Origin of the sequence: Mixta theicola (genome assembly GCF_002895925.1) — a bacterium.
GTDB classification, from domain to species: Bacteria; Pseudomonadota; Gammaproteobacteria; order Enterobacterales; family Enterobacteriaceae; genus Mixta; species Mixta theicola.
Genome location: NZ_NWUO01000003.1, coordinates 299,135 through 315,326, shown reverse-complemented (window position 1 = coordinate 315,326; position 16,192 = coordinate 299,135). Strand labels below are relative to the sequence as shown.

12 protein-coding genes are annotated in these 16,192 nt (G+C 54.1%); 8 read left to right on the top strand and 4 right to left on the bottom strand.

Translation table 11 applies throughout. The features are described from left to right. Positions 1-18: 18 nt before the first annotated feature. Together COO59_RS06330 and COO59_RS06325 are read right to left on the bottom strand one after the other, a co-directional pair. Positions 19-519 (bottom strand): 4Fe-4S dicluster domain-containing protein, encoded by a 501-nt coding sequence (locus COO59_RS06330; protein WP_103058961.1) that lies wholly within the window; start codon positions 517-519, stop codon positions 19-21. Continuing rightward, positions 516-2,474 carry an FAD-dependent oxidoreductase gene (locus COO59_RS06325; RefSeq protein ID WP_103058960.1) on the bottom strand — a complete coding sequence of 653 codons (1,959 nt, stop codon included), beginning with the start codon at positions 2,472-2,474 and terminating at the stop codon, positions 516-518. Before COO59_RS06325 ends, COO59_RS06330 begins: the two co-directional genes overlap by 4 nt. Before the next feature lie 386 nt (positions 2,475-2,860). On the opposite strand from COO59_RS06325, the gene COO59_RS06320 reads away from it, so the two are divergent. Genes COO59_RS06320 through COO59_RS06310 form a run of 3 tightly spaced genes read left to right on the top strand, consistent with a single transcriptional unit; the run spans position 2,861 to position 7,168 of the window. Further along, the gene (locus tag COO59_RS06320; protein ID WP_103058959.1) at positions 2,861-6,082 is read left to right on the top strand and encodes a molybdopterin cofactor-binding domain-containing protein; all 3,222 of its coding nucleotides are present in this window, start codon (positions 2,861-2,863) and stop codon (positions 6,080-6,082) included. 16 nt (positions 6,083-6,098) lie between these two features. Beyond that, positions 6,099-6,560: a (2Fe-2S)-binding protein gene (locus COO59_RS06315; RefSeq protein ID WP_103058958.1), complete on the top strand. Its 462-nt coding sequence runs from the start codon at positions 6,099-6,101 to the stop codon at positions 6,558-6,560. Next, positions 6,560-7,168: a nucleotidyltransferase family protein gene (locus COO59_RS06310; protein WP_103058957.1), complete on the top strand. Its 609-nt coding sequence runs from the start codon at positions 6,560-6,562 to the stop codon at positions 7,166-7,168. Before COO59_RS06315 ends, COO59_RS06310 begins: the two co-directional genes overlap by 1 nt. Here the strand turns inward: COO59_RS06310 and COO59_RS06305 are convergent. Next, positions 7,146-8,888, bottom strand: coding sequence for a sigma 54-interacting transcriptional regulator (locus COO59_RS06305; RefSeq protein WP_240614100.1), 1,743 nt, complete (start codon positions 8,886-8,888; stop codon positions 7,146-7,148). The two genes, COO59_RS06310 and COO59_RS06305, sit on opposite strands and share 23 nt — an antisense overlap. 330 nt (positions 8,889-9,218) lie before the next feature. Between COO59_RS06305 and ygeW the strand changes: the two genes are divergently transcribed. The 5 genes from ygeW (at position 9,219) to arcC (ending at position 15,292) form a co-directional block, all read left to right on the top strand. After that, positions 9,219-10,409, top strand: coding sequence for a knotted carbamoyltransferase YgeW (gene ygeW / locus COO59_RS06300; protein WP_103058955.1), 1,191 nt, complete (start codon positions 9,219-9,221; stop codon positions 10,407-10,409). A 75-nt stretch (positions 10,410-10,484) separates the two neighbouring features. Then, complete coding sequence (gene dpaL / locus COO59_RS06295; RefSeq protein WP_103058954.1) at positions 10,485-11,687, top strand: diaminopropionate ammonia-lyase; 1,203 nt, start codon at positions 10,485-10,487, stop codon at positions 11,685-11,687. A gap of 15 nt (positions 11,688-11,702) precedes the next feature. Beyond that, on the top strand, positions 11,703-12,920 hold the full coding sequence (locus COO59_RS06290) for a YgeY family selenium metabolism-linked hydrolase (RefSeq protein WP_103058953.1): 1,218 nt from the start codon (positions 11,703-11,705) through the stop codon (positions 12,918-12,920). Between the two features lie 42 nt (positions 12,921-12,962). Next, complete coding sequence (hydA, locus tag COO59_RS06285) at positions 12,963-14,363, top strand: dihydropyrimidinase (protein ID WP_103058952.1); 1,401 nt, start codon at positions 12,963-12,965, stop codon at positions 14,361-14,363. Continuing rightward, positions 14,360-15,292, top strand: a complete 933-nt coding sequence (gene arcC / locus COO59_RS06280; RefSeq protein ID WP_103058951.1) for a carbamate kinase — start codon at positions 14,360-14,362, stop codon at positions 15,290-15,292. The genes hydA and arcC overlap by 4 nt, the downstream gene beginning before the upstream one ends. Here the strand turns inward: arcC and COO59_RS06275 are convergent. Beyond that, positions 15,282-16,133, bottom strand: coding sequence for an XdhC family protein (locus COO59_RS06275; RefSeq protein ID WP_103058950.1), 852 nt, complete (start codon positions 16,131-16,133; stop codon positions 15,282-15,284). The genes arcC and COO59_RS06275 overlap by 11 nt on opposite strands. Positions 16,134-16,192: the final 59 nt, after the last annotated feature.

The window sequence follows — 16,192 nt, the reverse complement described above, 5'->3', positions numbered from 1 at the left end:
TCCAAACGTCTGACGGGATTACGGATGGAGCAGAAAAGCTTTGTGTCCGGTCTCTTTTGCCCGTTTATCCTTCAAAGCGTTAAGTTCGCCCGCCTGCAGGAGCCTCAGCGCAAACGTTGGGCAGACTTCCACACAGGCCGGACCCGACTCGCGCGCGGCGCACAGGTCGCATTTAATGATTTCAGCGCTGCCGGAATTAACTGACGGTTCAATAGAAATACAACCAAAAGGGCAGGCGACGATACAGTTCTTGCAGCCAATACACCGCGACGAATCGGCCTGCACGAGATGTTTATCCAGGGTCAGGGCGCCGGTTGGGCAGGCCCCGACGCAGGGCGCATTTTCACACTGATGACATATTGCCGGCGCGCTTGACTGGCTTAATTTATATACGTTAAGCCGTGGAAAGAAGGTGGTGGTGTTGACGCCGCCTTGCGGTAAATGCGCCTGCGCGCAGGCGACTTCACAGGTCCGGCAGGCAATGCATCGTTGCGCATCAACAAGAATAAAATCGGTCATAGTGCCTCCTGCATAGCTTTAAGCTGAGCCGGCTGATGTTCCAGCATCGTCAAGATATCGCGTGCGGCCTGGCGGCCAGCAACCATCGCGGTAACAACCAGATCGGCGCCGTGCACCGCATCCCCGCCGGCAAAAACTTTGCGCTGGCTGGTTTGAGTGGCAAGCCGTTCGCCGCCGCCGGTTTTAATCAATCCCCAGTTATCAAGTTTTATATCGTACTGGTCTAACCACGGCATCGCGTGCGGCCTGAAACCCAATGCCATAATCAGCACATCAGCAGGCTGCACAAACTCTGAACCTTTAACGGGTTGCGGCTTTCTGCGGCCGTCAGGGCCAGGCTCTCCGGGCACGGTACGTATCAGCTTGATGCCGTTAACCCGGCCCTTACGATCCCGCTGAATCTGCTGCGGCTGAACGTTAAATAAAAACTCGACGCCCTCTTCACGCGCGTTTATCACCTCTTTTTTTGATCCGGGCATGCTGGCTTCATCGCGCCGATAGGCGCAGGTCACGCTGGCCGCTTCGCGACGGATAGCCGTGCGCAGGCAATCCATTGCGGTATCTCCGCCGCCCAGCACCACAACGTTTTTTCCTTTCACATTAACCCAGGGATTGCGTGGATCCTCTTCCAGCTCCATTACCCGGCGGGTGCTGGCGATCAGAAACGGCAGCGCCTGCACCACGCCAGGCGCATCTTCATGAGCCAGGCCAGCCTGCAATAAGCCGTAGGTGCCGGTGCCGAGGAAGATGGCGTCATACTTTGCCATCAGCTCGCTGAAGTGAACGTCGCGACCGATTTCGCAGTTAAGATGAAACCGGATGCCCATAGCGCTGAAAATGTCGCGTCGGCGCGCCATAAGCTGTTTATCCAGTTTGAACGGCGGGATACCAAAGGTCAGCAGGCCGCCGATTTCCGGATGGCGATCGAAAACATCTGCCTGGATCCCGGCACGGGCCAGAATATCTGCACAGCCTAATCCGGCTGGGCCTGCGCCAATAATGGCGACCTTTTCAGTACGCGGTGTCATCGCGCCGATCGCAGGACGCCAGCCCATCTCAAAAGCGGTATCGGTGATATAGCGTTCCAGATTGCCGATGGTTACTGCGCCGTTGCGGCTTTTTAAGGTGCATGCGCCTTCGCAAAGGCGATCCTGCGGGCAAACCCGGCCGCATATTTCCGGCAGGGTGCTGGTTTGATGGCACAGCTCCGCTGCCTCCAGAATATGGCCCTGGTTGACCAGACGAATAAAATCTGGGATCGCGTTGTGTAACGGACAAGCCCAGTTACACCAGGCCTTTTGCGCGCAGTAAAGACAACGCCGACTTTCGTTGCCAGCGCGATCTGCCTCCAGCCCCTGATAGATCTCCTGAAAATGCGTTTTACGTTGTGCTGCGGCGATTTTTATCGCTCCCTGCCGCTCAGGTTTATCCAGTAACCGGGCCGCTAAGCCTGGCGCGGCGTTTTTCTGATAGACGCCGGCGGCGGCGGTGCGTTGACGCTGATGCCGCAGCGCCTCCAACGCCGCATCGTCCAGCAGCTGCAGCGCCTGGGTAGGGCAGCTGGCTACGCAGGCCGGAGAGGCCTGATGGCTGCAAAGATCGCATTTCTGCGCGATAGCCACCGCCGGATCTTGCCGGGAAACCATTTCAATGGCGCCAAAAGGGCAGGCGACAAGGCAATTTTTACAGCCGATGCAGCGCTGCTCGTCAAGCTGTATCGACCGCTCGCCAAAATGCAGCGCATCAACGGGACAGCTCTCAACGCAGGGAGCGTCATTACAATGACGGCAGGTTACGGCAACGCTGCTTTTCTCCTGAAAAATAACCTGAATACGCGGTATAAATGCCGAGCGTTCCTCTGGCCAGAGATGATTATTATGCGCCACGACGCACGCGACTTCGCAGACGTGGCAACCGATACATTCCTGGGGATCGGTAACAATAAATTTATTCATTTACGTCCCTTGTTATTATTTCCGCCATTACTCTCACGCCTCAGAGATATGCAATAAACGTACGCAATATTCCCCCTGTTCCGGGTTTGAATTAACTTTGTGGAGCATCTCAAATATTTCAGCGACTTTACCGCTGAGGCGACAGGTCGGGGCTCTTTTCTTCTCATTTCGCTTTCTCACTTTGATAAAAGTACGTCACAGTGAAAAAAGGGTTTTTCGTTATGTAAGGAAAAAAGGTTAGATACAGACTTTAATTCCGCAATTTTATTGGCGTACATCACAACTCAGTTCCTTCGCGTCTGACTTATTAATTCCTGGCACATCCCTTGCTGATACCTGAATGAAAGTGAGCAATCTGGTATTTGAACCAGGGAGATAACACGCTAATGGAAACAAAAATTGTGGGTAGTGAAGTGCCGCGAACGGATGGTGCCGCCAAAGTAAAAGGGCTGGCCGTTTACGGCGACGATCTGGTAATGAAAAATATGCTGTATGGCGTTTGCCGCTATGCGGATATTCCCGCCGGGCAGATTACATCGGTGGATCTTTCTGAAGCATCGAAAGTGCCGGGAGTGGTAAAAATCGCCACCTGGGAAGATATTCCCGGAGAAAAAAGGATTGGGGTGGTTATTCCTGATTATCCGCCTATTGTAGAGCGGGAAATTGCGTTTCGCGGCGATGTCGTGGCGGTTGTGGCGGCAGAAACCTATGAAGCGGCCTGCCTGGCGGCGGAAAAAATAAAAATAGAGTATAAGCCCTGGATGCCGGTAACCTCCCCGCAGGAAGCGCTCCAGCCCGGTGCGCGTTTAATTCACAGCGGTAGTAGTAACAATATTATTAATCATCATTTCACGGTGAAAGGTGATATTGATGCCGGCTTTGCCGCGTCAACCCATATTTTTGAACATGAATACCAGGTAGGCTTTCAGGAACATGCTTATATAGAACCTGAATCTATTACCACCTGCTATGACGATAATGAACAAATCATAACGGTCTATGGATCGATACAAAATGCCCACCGCGTTCGCGGCTTTGTCGCTAAATATCTTGGGCTGCCCCAGTCAAAGGTAAATGTTAAGCGCTCAGTGCTGGGCGGCTCTTTCGGCGGCAAAGATGATATTATCGATCACCTTGCCTGCCGTGCGGCGCTGCTGACATGGCTGACCTCCCGTCCAGTAAAAATGACCTATAACCGCGAGCAATCTATGCGGGAAAGCTATAAACGCCATCCCTATACCATGAAATATAAAATTGGTCTTGATGATGATGCGCGTATTCAGGCCATTAAAATCGATGTTCTGGCGGATGGCGGCAGCTATGCAGGGCAGACCGTTTTCGTTACCTGGCGCAGTTCGGTGCAGGCCGCAGGCCCCTATAACATTCCTAATGTGCGCATCGATGTTACCGGGGTTTATACCAATAATAACTACACCTCCGCCTATCGCGGTTTCGGGGCGCCGCAGGTTATTTTCGCCAATGAATCCTTAATGGATGAGGTTGCACAGGCAATGGGGCTCTCGCCGGTTGAGCTACGTCTGCGCAATATTCTACAGCAGGGAGATACCAGTATGGCCGGGCAGGTGCTCTCCGGGCATACGGTATCAGCCAGCGAAGTGCTGCAGAAAGCGATCGATAAAACAGAATTTGAAGAGAAGCGCCGCCATTATGCCGCCCTGAATGCGGCCGGAGGGCCAATAAAATATGGCATCGGGCTGGCGCTGAGCCATCGCGGTTGTTCGCTGGGAGCCGAGGGGCTGGACGCATCGTCCGCCCTGATTCAGGTGAATGCCGATGCCAGCATCAATATTTCTACCTCCGTTTCAGAGAACGGTCAGGGGCTGCAAACCACGATGTCGCTGATCGCCGCCGAAGCCTTTGGCGTTCCGCTGGAGAGCGTGACCTTTAGCGAGCCCGCAACGGCGATGATTGCCGATGGCGGTTCCACCGTTGCCTCACGCGGCACGCTGATGGGTGGGCAGGCGGTGCTGAGCGCGGCGGAAAAAATAAAAGGGCGCATGGCGCAGGCCATCGCTGAGCGGCTGGATATTCAGGATAATAACGATCTGGTCTGGGAAAATGGGCGGGTTTTTAATCGTCATCACCCTTATAACCGATTGTCATTTGCTGACGTGGTTAACCTCACTAAAGCCACCGGAGCAAACCTCTCTGCTTATGGCTGGCATGTCGCGCCGGATATTCACTGGGATGAAGAAAAAGGCACCGGCAGCCCCTATTTCACCTGGGTTTATGGCTGCCAGGTGGCTGATATTGCGCTTGATACCCGCACGGGAAAAATTGAGATCACACGCGCCACTGCGGTTCATGACGTTGGCAAAGTCATTAATAAAGTCGGCTTCGAAGGTCAGGTGTGCGGCGGCATTGCTCAGGGCATGATCGGTTACGGCATGCTGGAAGATTTCAATATTGAACAAGGTGACGTTAAGTCGGAAAACTTTGATACCTATCTATTGCCGACCATCAAAGATATTCCTGAAATCGACATCATCGCCGTCGAAAATCATGATAAAGCCGGGCCATATGGCGCGAAGGTGCTGGGCGAGCCCGTGCTTGAGTTGGGGGCTGCCGCACTGAATAATGCCGTGAGTTTTGCTATGGGTCAGCGCAACTACACGCTGCCGCTAACGCTGGAACAGGTCAAGCTGGGATATGCGCTGAAAAAGCCGGAGCGTCAAAGCGAACTGATGGTGTCGTCGGGCGAGAAAAAGCAGATATTGCGTATCAATACGCTGCAGCTGCGGCGGGCGAAAACGCTGGCTGAAGCGCTTGATTATCTGGCCGAAGGTCAATATCGCCCGGTTGCCGGCGGGACGGACATCCTGGTGCAGGCGCGCCTGACAAACGATCCCGTGGCGCTGGTGGATATATCAGGCATAAAAGCGCTAAAAGAGCTGGTTAAAACCGCAGAGGGAGGCGTGGCGATTGGCGCGGGCGTTTGCTTTAGCGATCTGACCGCTTCCCCGCTGGTGCAGAAAAACTACCCGCTGCTGGTTACCGCCTGTGACACTATCGGGTCATTACAGCTACGTAATCGGGCGACGCTGGGCGGAAATATCGCCAATGCGGCGCCCTGTGCCGATTCGGTGCCGCCATTGATTATGTACGATGCTGACGTTGAGCTGCAAAGTCGGCAGCGTGGCGTCCGTCGGGTTCCTCTTAGCGAATTTATTACCGCAGGCTATCGCACACAGCTGCAGCCGGATGAACTGTTAATCGCCGTGATCCTGCCGCCGCCGTTGCAGCATGAACGCCTGCAGCAGCGCTACCTGCAGTTAGGCCGTCGCAACGCGCTTAATATCACGCGCCAGAGCCTTACCGGCCAGTTTGTCATCGATAACGCCAAAAACCTGATCCGCTGTCGCCTGGTTGACGGTGCGATGTTCAGCAAGCCACAGCGTCTGATCAAGCTGGAAAAATGTCTTACCGGTCGTCGTCTGGATGCTCAACTGATAGAAGAGGGAGCATCGGTAATGCACAGTCTGCTTAATGAGGCTATTGGTTCGCGCTGGTCTGCTGCTTACAAGGTGCCCGTAGGCGTTGAGATGCTGCGTCAGATGCTGGAAGAAGCCCTGGCTGCGCAACAATAATAAGGTGAGGTAAGCGATGAATATAATCGAACTTAAGGTAAACGGTATTCGCGTACGGCGTCAGGTTGATGATAATCGCCGGTTGATTGATTTTCTGCGGGAAGATCTCCAGCTTACCGGGACAAAAGAGGGATGTTCCGTTGGCGAATGCGGTGCCTGTACGGTGATTATGGAAGGGAAAGCGGTTTGCTCTTGTCTGTTACTGGCGGCTCAGTGTGACGGTGCGCAAATCACCACCGTGGAAGCGCTTCGTCAGGACAAAATAGGGCAGCGGCTTCAGTCTGCTTTTGTTCGCCACGGCGGCGTGCAGTGCGGCTTCTGTACTCCCGGTTTTTTAATGAGCGCAAAAGCGCTGCTGGACGCCACGCCTCAACCCAGCGATCGGCAAATTTACGATGCGCTGGAAGGGAATCTGTGTCGTTGTACCGGCTATCGTCCGATTATCAAATCGATAAAAGCGGTACTGGAAGAGGCATAATGATCGGCAACGGAGGCGCGAAGAAACAGTGTCTGGTGCTGGCTGCGGGACTCTCTTCGCGCATGGGTGAATGGAAGATGCTGCTGCCCTGGGGAAACATCACCGTTCTGGATAGCGCCCTGGAGAATGCGCTTTCATTTTGCGATCGGGTAGTGCTTGTGACCGGTTATCAGGGAGCGCGGCTGCGCCAGCGTTATGCAGGCCGTGCCGGGATAACGCTGTGCCATAACGATAATTATCTTCAGGGTATGTTCTCTTCCATTCGCTGTGGAGCTAAGCGGCTTACGCCCGGCGATTTTTTTGTGGTGCCTGGCGATATGCCGCTGCTGAGCGGGGATATTTATGCGGCGCTCTGGCAGCATCGTTATCACAACCGCTGTCTGGTACCGGAATATGATGGCGGATGTGGGCATCCGGTGTTGCTGCCGGCTGATATGCGTGAAATTATTTTGCAGGCGAAAGACGATACGAATCTGAAAACCCTGGTTAAAGCGAGAGGGCGGCAGTCTGTTCCGGTTGCCACCCCCTCAATTCACTGGGATCTGGATACGCCAGTCCAGTATCAACAGCTGTTACGCGTCTCACTTACGTCAGACCATACTTTTTGATTTTACGATAGAGCGTTGCCACACCGATCCCCAGTTCATCAGCGATCTGCTTTTTATTGTGAACGCGCTGAAGCGCTTCCTCAATCAGCGTTTTTTCTACCGTTTTCAGGTTGGATACCGCATCGTTTTCTATCGATGCGGCAGGAAATGTTATCGATGTCGGGGAGGGGTTTTCCGGCGCGTCAGGCGTATCACCGTGGTAGGCGCGCAAGTGATAAACCGGCGGCAGCAGCGAACTGTCAATGATTTCACCCTCTGGCACAATGTTCACCAGATACTCCACCAGATTGCTTAATTCCCTTACGTTGCCGGGCCACGGATAAGCGCTTAACAAACGCAATACTTCCGGGCTAACGCCGGTAACGGGGCGACCAACTCTTTCTGCATGCAGGACAAGGAAATGATCCAGTAGCAGAACCAGGTCATTTTCCCGTTTCCGCAGCGGTGGAAGGTAAAGCGGCACAACATTAAGACGATAATAGAGATCTTCGCGGAAAAGCCCCTGGCTAATCTTCTCCTGGAGGTTCTGGTGAGTAGCGGAAATAATACGAATATCGACCTGAACGGGCTGACTGGCGCCTACCGGCATGACTTCCCGGCTTTCAATGGCACGCAGCAGCCGTGCCTGTAGCGTCAGCGGCATATCGCCGATTTCATCCAGAAAAAGCGTACCGCCACTTGCCAACTGGATTAACCCTTTTTTTCCGCCGGGAGCGGCACCGGTAAAGGCTCCCTTCGCATAGCCGAAAAGTTCGCTTTCCAGCAGGTTTTCCGGGATCGCCGCGCAATTAATAGCGACAAAGGCTTTGTTATATCTTGGGCTTAAGCGATGGATGGCGTGGGCGACCACCTCTTTGCCGGTGCCGCTTTCTCCTATAATCATCACGCTTGACGGACTGGGAGCGATACGGTTAATCAGCGCCTTAAGTTTGCGCATCGCGCGGGAATCACCCGTCAGATTTTTTATTTCCGGCGTTTTCGGCTCGCGCAGATCGTTTATTTGTTGCAGGCTACGGAACAAAACCAGTAATACGCCATTATCGCTCTCTTGCCAACGGCCATACAGACGCCAGCAATGATCGTTAAGGCTAAGAGTTATATCCTGTTCCTCACTCTTTTTTTCCAGTAAAGGCGAGATGACCGCCGGGTATGGCGGGATAACGCTAATATTCAGCTGTTGACTGGCAAACTTATTAATAAAAATAATGCGACGTTGTGCATCAAAAATAATAACGCCCTGTTCTGTTTGCTGGGCTATAAATGCCAGAAATGGATCGATGCGGCTCTCTTTTTGCTGCAGCTCAGTAATATTGGCCGCCAGCAGAGTGGAAATATGACGGATATATTCGATAAACATAGTGGTATGCGTGCGCAGGTGATGCAGCTGATCGTTATTAATCGCCACGAGGCTGATCACTCCCAGACAGCGCTGCTTATAAATCACGGGAACGCCTACGAATCCCCGCTCTTTGCAGCTTTCCCGCTGGGTACAGGCCAGGCATAGCGAATTACGCTGCGAATCGAAAATAACCACCTCACGTTGCCTGTCGATTACCTCGGATAACAAAAGCGTATTGCTGGCAGGAATTTGGCCCAGCCGCTGGCTGTAGGGCCCGGTGCCGGCAATACGATGCAGCGCGTTATCGACAATCTCAACTTCCAGGTGCAACACATTAGCTAACAGAGCGGCGAAATGCTGCACCGTTTTTTGGATCTTCATCAGCGTAGAGATGCTGTCAGTTTCATCACTAAACGCCGCCAGCGGCGCCCGTTGTTCGTTAACGTCGTTATCACCTGGTTCTTCTCTCAATTTGATAACGGGAGTTTCTTTTCTCATTTTGATCCCTCCGGCAAACAGAACTCACCGTGTTTATTTTTCTTCTACCAGCAGAGTAGCGCCAAAATAGCGCTAAAAAACATGATAAAAGCCACACTCTTTATGATGAGATAAAACCTGGCACAAAACTTGTTTGTTCCATTCCAGAACGTTTTCCCTTTTATCAACAGGCGACGTCTATTCTGCGGTTTAACTCGAAAAGGTATGCAAATAATGGATGAAATAAAACGACTGATTAAGCTGAGCCGGGAGAAAAAATCTTCTTTGCATAAAAAAGATTTTTTACTGAGCTGGGAACAAACGCACGATGAACTGGAGCAGGTGCTTTACCTGGCTGAAGCGTTAAAACTCATGCGTGCCGGAAATATCGATACCCGCGTTTTCAATAATGGGCTCGGTATTTCTCTTTTCCGCGATAATTCTACGCGCACGCGCTTCTCTTATGCCTCCGCGCTTAATTTGCTGGGGCTGGCGCAGCAGGATCTGGATGAAGGGAAATCACAAATTGCGCATGGGGAAACCGTGCGCGAAACGGCCAATATGATCGCCTTCTGTGCGGAAGCGATCGGGATCCGTGACGATATGTATCTCGGCGCGGGCAACGCCTATATGCGGGAAGTGGGCGCAGCGCTTGACGAAGGGTATCAGTCCGGCGTGCTGCCGCAGCGTCCGGCGATTATTAACCTTCAGTGCGATATCGATCATCCCACGCAGGCGATGGCGGATCTGGCCTGGCTGAAAGAGCATTTTGGCTCGCTGGACAAGCTGAAAGGGAAAAAAATCGCCATGACCTGGGCCTATTCACCCAGCTACGGCAAACCCCTTTCCGTACCGCAAGGGATCGTGGGCCTGATGACCCGTTTCGGCATGGACGTAACGCTGGCGCATCCGGAAGGTTATGGCCTGTTGCCTGACGTTCTTGACGTCGCGGCTAACAATGCCCACGCCTCCGGCGGCAGCTTCCGGCAGGTCTCGTCGATGGAAGAGGCGTTTAAAGATGCCGATATTGTCTATCCGAAGTCCTGGGCGCCGTGGCAGATCATGCAGCAGCGTACCGAACTGCTGCGTAACCACGATCTGGCTGGTCTGAAAGCTCTTGAGCAAACCTGCCTGGCGGAAAATGCCCGTCATCAGAACTGGCACTGCAGCGAAGAGATGATGGCACTGACTCGCAACGGCAGCGCGCTATATATGCACTGCCTGCCGGCGGACATTAGCGGCGTCTCCTGCGAACACGGCGAGGTCGAGGCCAGCGTTTTTGAGCGTTACCGCATCCCAACCTACAAAGAGGCGAGCTGGAAGCCGCTGATCATCGCCGCCATGATTCTGGCGCGTAAGTTTGCCAATCCGGCAGATATTCTGGCGAAACGTCTTGAGGCTGCCGTGCCTCGCATCTGTAAATAAACGGGCGGCCCGCGCGGTTTGCTAATAAACGCAAACTGCCGCCGGTTCGCTGTTGTTTTGACTTGAGGAAGCTCTATGTCCCAATTCGAGTTACGTATGCAGATTGCCGACAACGCTAATCTGCGGCCTCAGCGGGATCCAGTATTTAATACTGATGCCGCCAGGCAGGCGCGCCGTTTTCACTGCACGCTTAAAGGCTATCAGCCAACGCCAGTTTACTCGCTGGATAACTTTGCCCGCGTTTTAGGGGTCGATAAAGTATTGGTTAAGGATGAGTCACAGCGTTTTAACCTTAACGCCTTCAAAATGTTAGGCGGCACATGGGCGGTGGCGCAGCTGCTGTGCAAAATCTGGCAGCTGGATGTTGCGACCTTCTCTTTCGATACCTTTCGCCAGCAGCAGCATCCGCCGCTCACGTTAGCGACCACCACTGACGGTAATCATGGCAGGGGAGTGGCGTGGGCGGCAAAGGCGCTGGGCCAGCATGCAGTTATCTATATGCCCAAAGGATCTTCCGCGGCGCGTGTTAAACACATTACCGATCTCGGCGCAGAATGCATCGTTACGGATATGAACTACGACGATACCGTGCGTCTGACGCTGCGCCATGCCCAACAGAAAGGCTGGCATATGGTGCAGGACACCGCCTGGGAAGGCTATGAAGAAATCCCCACCTGGATTATGCAGGGCTACGCCACGCTGGCCGATGAGGCCGTGGAACAGCTGGATAAACTTGGTGCTGCTCCGCCGACTCACGTACTGCTTCAGGCTGGGGTGGGCGCGATGGCGGCAGGGGTGCTGGGCTATTTGGTTGACCACTACGGGCCCGGCGCCGTACGGGCTATTGTGGTTGAGCCGGAACGCGCCGACTGCCTTTATCGTTCGGGCGTGCAGGGCCAGATAGTTAACGTTGGCGGCGAGCTAAACACCATTATGGCTGGGCTGGCCTGTGGTGAACCTAATCCGTTGGGCTGGCCGCTGCTGCGTAACAACGTACATCACTTTATCTCCTGTGAAGATCGTGTTTCAGCGCTAGGAATGCGGGTATTAGGCAATCCTCTTGAAGGGGATGCGGCGATTATTTCCGGTGAATCAGGCGCCCCTGGCATGGGAGTGCTGGCGGCTATCGCTCATCACCCACAGCATCATCTGCTTAAGCAACAGCTCCACCTCACACCAGACTCGCGCGTATTGATTATCAATACCGAAGGCGATACGGACCCTCAGCACTACCGTGAAGTGGTCTGGGAAGGTAAAGACGGAATATCACATCATTAAATAAGGATCACAGATATGGCTAAACCAATTCCCTTCAGCGACATTTTACAGCTGGCACAACGCTATCAACCGGAAATGACGCGCTTTTTACGCGATATGGTGGCTATCCCCAGCGAAAGCTGCGATGAAAAACGTGTCGCGCACCGAATTAAACAGGAGATGGAGAAAGTTGGATTCGATAAGGTTGAAATCGATCCAATGGGCAATGTGCTGGGCTATATAGGCCATGGTCCGCGCCTGTTGGCCATGGATGCGCATATCGATACGGTCGGCGTGGGCAACATAAACAACTGGACGTTCGATCCCTACCTCGGCATGGAAGATGATGAGATCATTGGTGGCCGCGGAACATCCGATCAGGAAGGCGGCATGGCCTCGATGGTGTATGCCGGTAAGATTATCAAGGATCTGGGGCTGGAAGATGAATATCAGCTGCTGGTGACCGGCACCGTACAGGAAGAGGACTGCGATGGCCTGTGCTGGCAATACCTTATCGAACAGTCAAATATTCGCCCGGAATTTGTAGTCAGTACGGAACCTACCGATTGCCGTATTTATCGCGGTCACCGTGGCAGGATGGAAATCCGCGTCGAGGTCGAGGGGATCAGCTGTCATGGTTCCGCGCCGGAACGCGGCGATAACGCTATTTTCAAAATGGCGCCGATCCTGATGGAGCTGCAAACGTTGGCCGACAGGCTGGGCAACGATGAATTTCTGGGTAAAGGCACGCTGACGGTTTCTGAAATTTTCTTTACCTCACCAAGCCGCTGCGCCGTGGCGGATAGCTGCGCCGTTTCCATTGACCGTCGTCTTACATGGGGCGAAAGCTGGGAAGGCGCGCTGGAAGAGATCCGCGCCTTACCGGCGGTGCAAAAAGCCTGTGCGAAAGTTTCGCTCTATCAATACGACCGTCCCTCCTGGACCGGGCTTACTTATCCGACCGAATGTTATTTCCCAACCTGGAAAGTGGCAGAGGATCACTTTACGGTGCGCGCGTTAACCACCGCTTATCAGGGATTGTTTAAACAACAGCCGACGGTGGATAAATGGACCTTTTCCACTAACGGGGTTTCGATCATGGGCCGCCACGGTATCCCGGTGATCGGCTTTGGACCGGGTAAAGAGCCAGAGGCGCATGCGCCCAATGAGAAAACCTGGAAATCTCACCTCGTAACCTGTGCGGCGATGTATGCGGCAATCCCGCTGGCATGGCTGCAACAGACCGATCGTTAAGCCGCTAAGGAGCGCCCGCCTGGGCTCTCCAGGAGTCGTATCATGTTAACACTGATTAAAGGCGGGACGCTGGTTGACGATACGCGGGAATACAGGGGTGACGTGCTGATCGAGCGTGAAAAAATCATTAAAACCGCCGCCTGTATTGACGCTGCCGTCGCCGATCGGGTTATTGACGCCAGCGGCCTGCTGGTGATGCCCGGCGGTATTGATGTCCATACTCATTTCAATATTGATACCGGCACCGACGTGAGCTGTGATGATTTTTATAGCGGCACGCGTGCGGCGGCCTGTGGGGGCACCACCACTATTGTCGATCATATGGGTTTTGGCCCGGCAGGCTGCAATCTTCATCATCAGTTGGAAAAATATCATCGCGATGCGCGCGGCCAGGCGGTGATTGACTACAGCTTTCATGGCGTTATCCAGCATGTAGATGAGGCGATACTGGATGAGCTCTATTCGATGGTGCATATGGAAGGTATCAGCAGTTTTAAATTCTATCTGACCTATCAATATCACCTGAGTGACGGCGACATATTGCGTTTGCTGGAGCGTCTGAAAGAAGTGGGCGCCCTGGCGACGGTACATCCGGAGAATGACGCGGTCATCGCCCATAACCGTCGGCGGTTTATTGCTGAAAATAAGCGGGCACCGATCTGGCATGCATTAAGTCGCCCTGTGGCCTGTGAGGCGGAGGCCATTGCCCGTAGCATCAATCTGGCCCAGCTGGCCGGTAACGCGCCGTTGTACATTGTGCATCTTTCTAACGGTCTGGGGATGGAATATATCAAGCTGGCGAAAGCACGCGGCCAGCCCGTGTGGATGGAGACTTGCCCGCAATACCTGCTGCTGGATATCGGGCATTATCAGCAGGAAGACGCGTTGAAATATATTCTTAGCCCGCCGCTACGACCTCATACCGAGTTGGACAGTCTGTGGAGCGGCATCAACGATGGCAGCATCGATACGGTAGCGACCGATCATTGCACCTTCCCTTATTCTCTGCGCCAGGCGCGGGCCGCCAGCGATTTTACCCGCTGCCCAAACGGCCTGCCCGGCGTAGAAAACCGTCTGGCGCTGCTGTTCTCTGAAGGGGTGGCGAAAGGAAGGATTAGCGCTTCCCGCTTTGTTGCGCTGACCAGCGCAAATCCGGCGCGATTGTTTGGACTGTGGCCAAACAAAGGCAGCCTGCTGTCCGGCAGCGATGCCGATCTGGTGCTGTTCGATCCGCAGCGGCGTCAGGTGATTCGGCATTCCGATCTACACGACAACGCCGATTATTCTCCCTGGGAGGGGTTTAAATGTCACGGCTGGCCGGTAATGACGCTTTCAAGAGGAGAGACAGTCTGGCGGGACGGGATATTTTGCGGCAAAGCCGGGCATGGGCGTTTTATCCACCGGAAACCTTTCCTCTCAAAACATCCTGGAGTCAATAAATGAAGCAGAGAATTGTACTTGCCCTTGGCGGCAATGCCTTAGGCAAAGGCCTGACCGAACAGATGAAGGCGGTTCATACCACGGCATCGGCTATTGTCGACCTGATTGAAGAAGGGCACGAGTTAGTCATAACGCACGGTAACGGCCCACAGGTTGGTATGATCCAGCAGGCTTTTGAAGCGGCGGCCCATACGCCAACGCATTCACCCGTGTTGCCGATGTCGGTATGCGTGGCGTTAAGCCAGGGATATATCGGTTATGATCTTCAGAATGCCATACGAGAAATGCTGCTCAAACGAGGTATTCACAAGTGTGTCACTTCGCTCATTACTCAGGTGCGCGTCGATGCTAACGATCCCGCTTTTCTCAAACCGGATAAACCGATTGGAAGCTTTTTAACCCAGGAGGATGCCGACTCGCTGGCAGTCCAGGGAACGGCGGTTAAACAGGATGCGGGCCGTGGCTGGCGACGCGTTGTTGCCTCGCCGGAGCCCAAAGAGATCGTGGAGATTGAAGCGATCGAGGCGTTGCTGGCTGCAGGCGTGGTGCCGGTCACTATTGGCGGCGGCGGGATCCCGGTGGTGGCGGAGGGCGATGTTCTGAAGGGCGTGAGCGCGGTGATTGATAAAGACCGGGCCAGCGCGATTCTGGCGCGCGATCTTAACGCCGATATGCTGATTATTTTGACGGCGGTAGAAAAAGTGGCGATTAACTTTAATACGTCACAAGAACGCGGCCTGGATCATATGACGGTGGCAGAGGCCGAGGGATACATTGCTGAAGGGCAATTTGCGCCGGGTTCGATGTTGCCAAAAGTTGAAGCGGCCCTGACATTTGCGGCCTCGCGCCCCGGCAGAAAAACCTTAATCACTCTGCTGGAGCGCGCCAAAGACGGCATTGCCGGTTTAACCGGAACAACCATTAGCCGCTAAGCGGTACTGGCTTTTCGACCGGCGTTAGCCTGGCGGCAGACGCCGGATCCTGCTGCTGCGATACCGGGATAATCTGGCCGGTTCGGTAAAGCTGGATCAGCTCGGCGATAATGCTGACGGCAATTTCCACCGGCGTCTCTGCGCCAATCCTCAGGCCAAGCGGGGCGTGCAGCCGCGCCAGCTGTTCTTCGCTAAGGCCATGTTCTTTACGCAGCAAATTACGGAAATGGTGGGCTTTTCGCGTGCTGGCCAGCAGCCCCAGATAGCGGAACGGCAAATCAATAATCTGCTCCAGCGCTTCGCGATCTTCATGGTTGGTGGCGATAATCACATAACTTTGCTCATCAAGACCAAGCTGAGGCACGATGGCGGCGTAATCGTTGCCGCCGACGCGACGGCATACTGCTGGCAGATCAGGATGCTGTAAATTAGCGGGCCAGGTATCCGCCAGCGTTACGATGAAGCCAAGTCCAACGGCCAGCCTGGCGACCTCGCGGTTAACATGGCCCGCGCCCAGCAGAAAAAGCGCCGGACGACGGGGATAAACGGCAATATGAATGGTCATAGCCCCGCCGCAATCTGAACCTACCGCATTTTCTCCCTGACGCGCCAGCCGCGCCTCAAAGAGCCGGGAAGCGCCCTGCGCGATCGCTTCCCGCGCCGCATCAATGGCCAGCCGCTCCATCATCCCGCCGCCAATAGTGCCCGCCGTATCGCCCTGCTCGGTGACGATCATCCACGCCGAATGACGCGGCGTGGAGCCGCGACACTCGATGATCTGCAGCAGGGCAAAGGCACAATTCTGTTCTTCAAGGCGCGCCAGTTCGTTAAATAAACGCATCGCTTTTTCTCCTTTTTGCCGATACGTCATGCCTAGCAACTCTTATGCCGCTTATTTTT

What these genes read in the sequence shown, in the direction of transcription:
- COO59_RS06330 (WP_103058961.1), bottom strand. Translation starts at nt 519, where the DNA reads ATGACCGATTTTATTCTTGTTGATGCGCAACGATGCATTGCCTGCCGG.
- COO59_RS06325 (WP_103058960.1), bottom strand. Translation starts at nt 2,474, where the DNA reads ATGAATAAATTTATTGTTACCGATCCCCAGGAATGTATCGGTTGCCAC.
- COO59_RS06320 (WP_103058959.1), top strand. Translation starts at nt 2,861, where the DNA reads ATGGAAACAAAAATTGTGGGTAGTGAAGTGCCGCGAACGGATGGTGCC.
- COO59_RS06315 (WP_103058958.1), top strand. Translation starts at nt 6,099, where the DNA reads ATGAATATAATCGAACTTAAGGTAAACGGTATTCGCGTACGGCGTCAG.
- COO59_RS06310 (WP_103058957.1), top strand. Translation starts at nt 6,560, where the DNA reads ATGATCGGCAACGGAGGCGCGAAGAAACAGTGTCTGGTGCTGGCTGCG.
- COO59_RS06305 (WP_240614100.1), bottom strand. Translation starts at nt 8,888, where the DNA reads ATGAAGATCCAAAAAACGGTGCAGCATTTCGCCGCTCTGTTAGCTAAT.
- ygeW (WP_103058955.1), top strand. Translation starts at nt 9,219, where the DNA reads ATGGATGAAATAAAACGACTGATTAAGCTGAGCCGGGAGAAAAAATCT.
- dpaL (WP_103058954.1), top strand. Translation starts at nt 10,485, where the DNA reads ATGTCCCAATTCGAGTTACGTATGCAGATTGCCGACAACGCTAATCTG.
- COO59_RS06290 (WP_103058953.1), top strand. Translation starts at nt 11,703, where the DNA reads ATGGCTAAACCAATTCCCTTCAGCGACATTTTACAGCTGGCACAACGC.
- hydA (WP_103058952.1), top strand. Translation starts at nt 12,963, where the DNA reads ATGTTAACACTGATTAAAGGCGGGACGCTGGTTGACGATACGCGGGAA.
- arcC (WP_103058951.1), top strand. Translation starts at nt 14,360, where the DNA reads ATGAAGCAGAGAATTGTACTTGCCCTTGGCGGCAATGCCTTAGGCAAA.
- COO59_RS06275 (WP_103058950.1), bottom strand. Translation starts at nt 16,133, where the DNA reads ATGCGTTTATTTAACGAACTGGCGCGCCTTGAAGAACAGAATTGTGCC.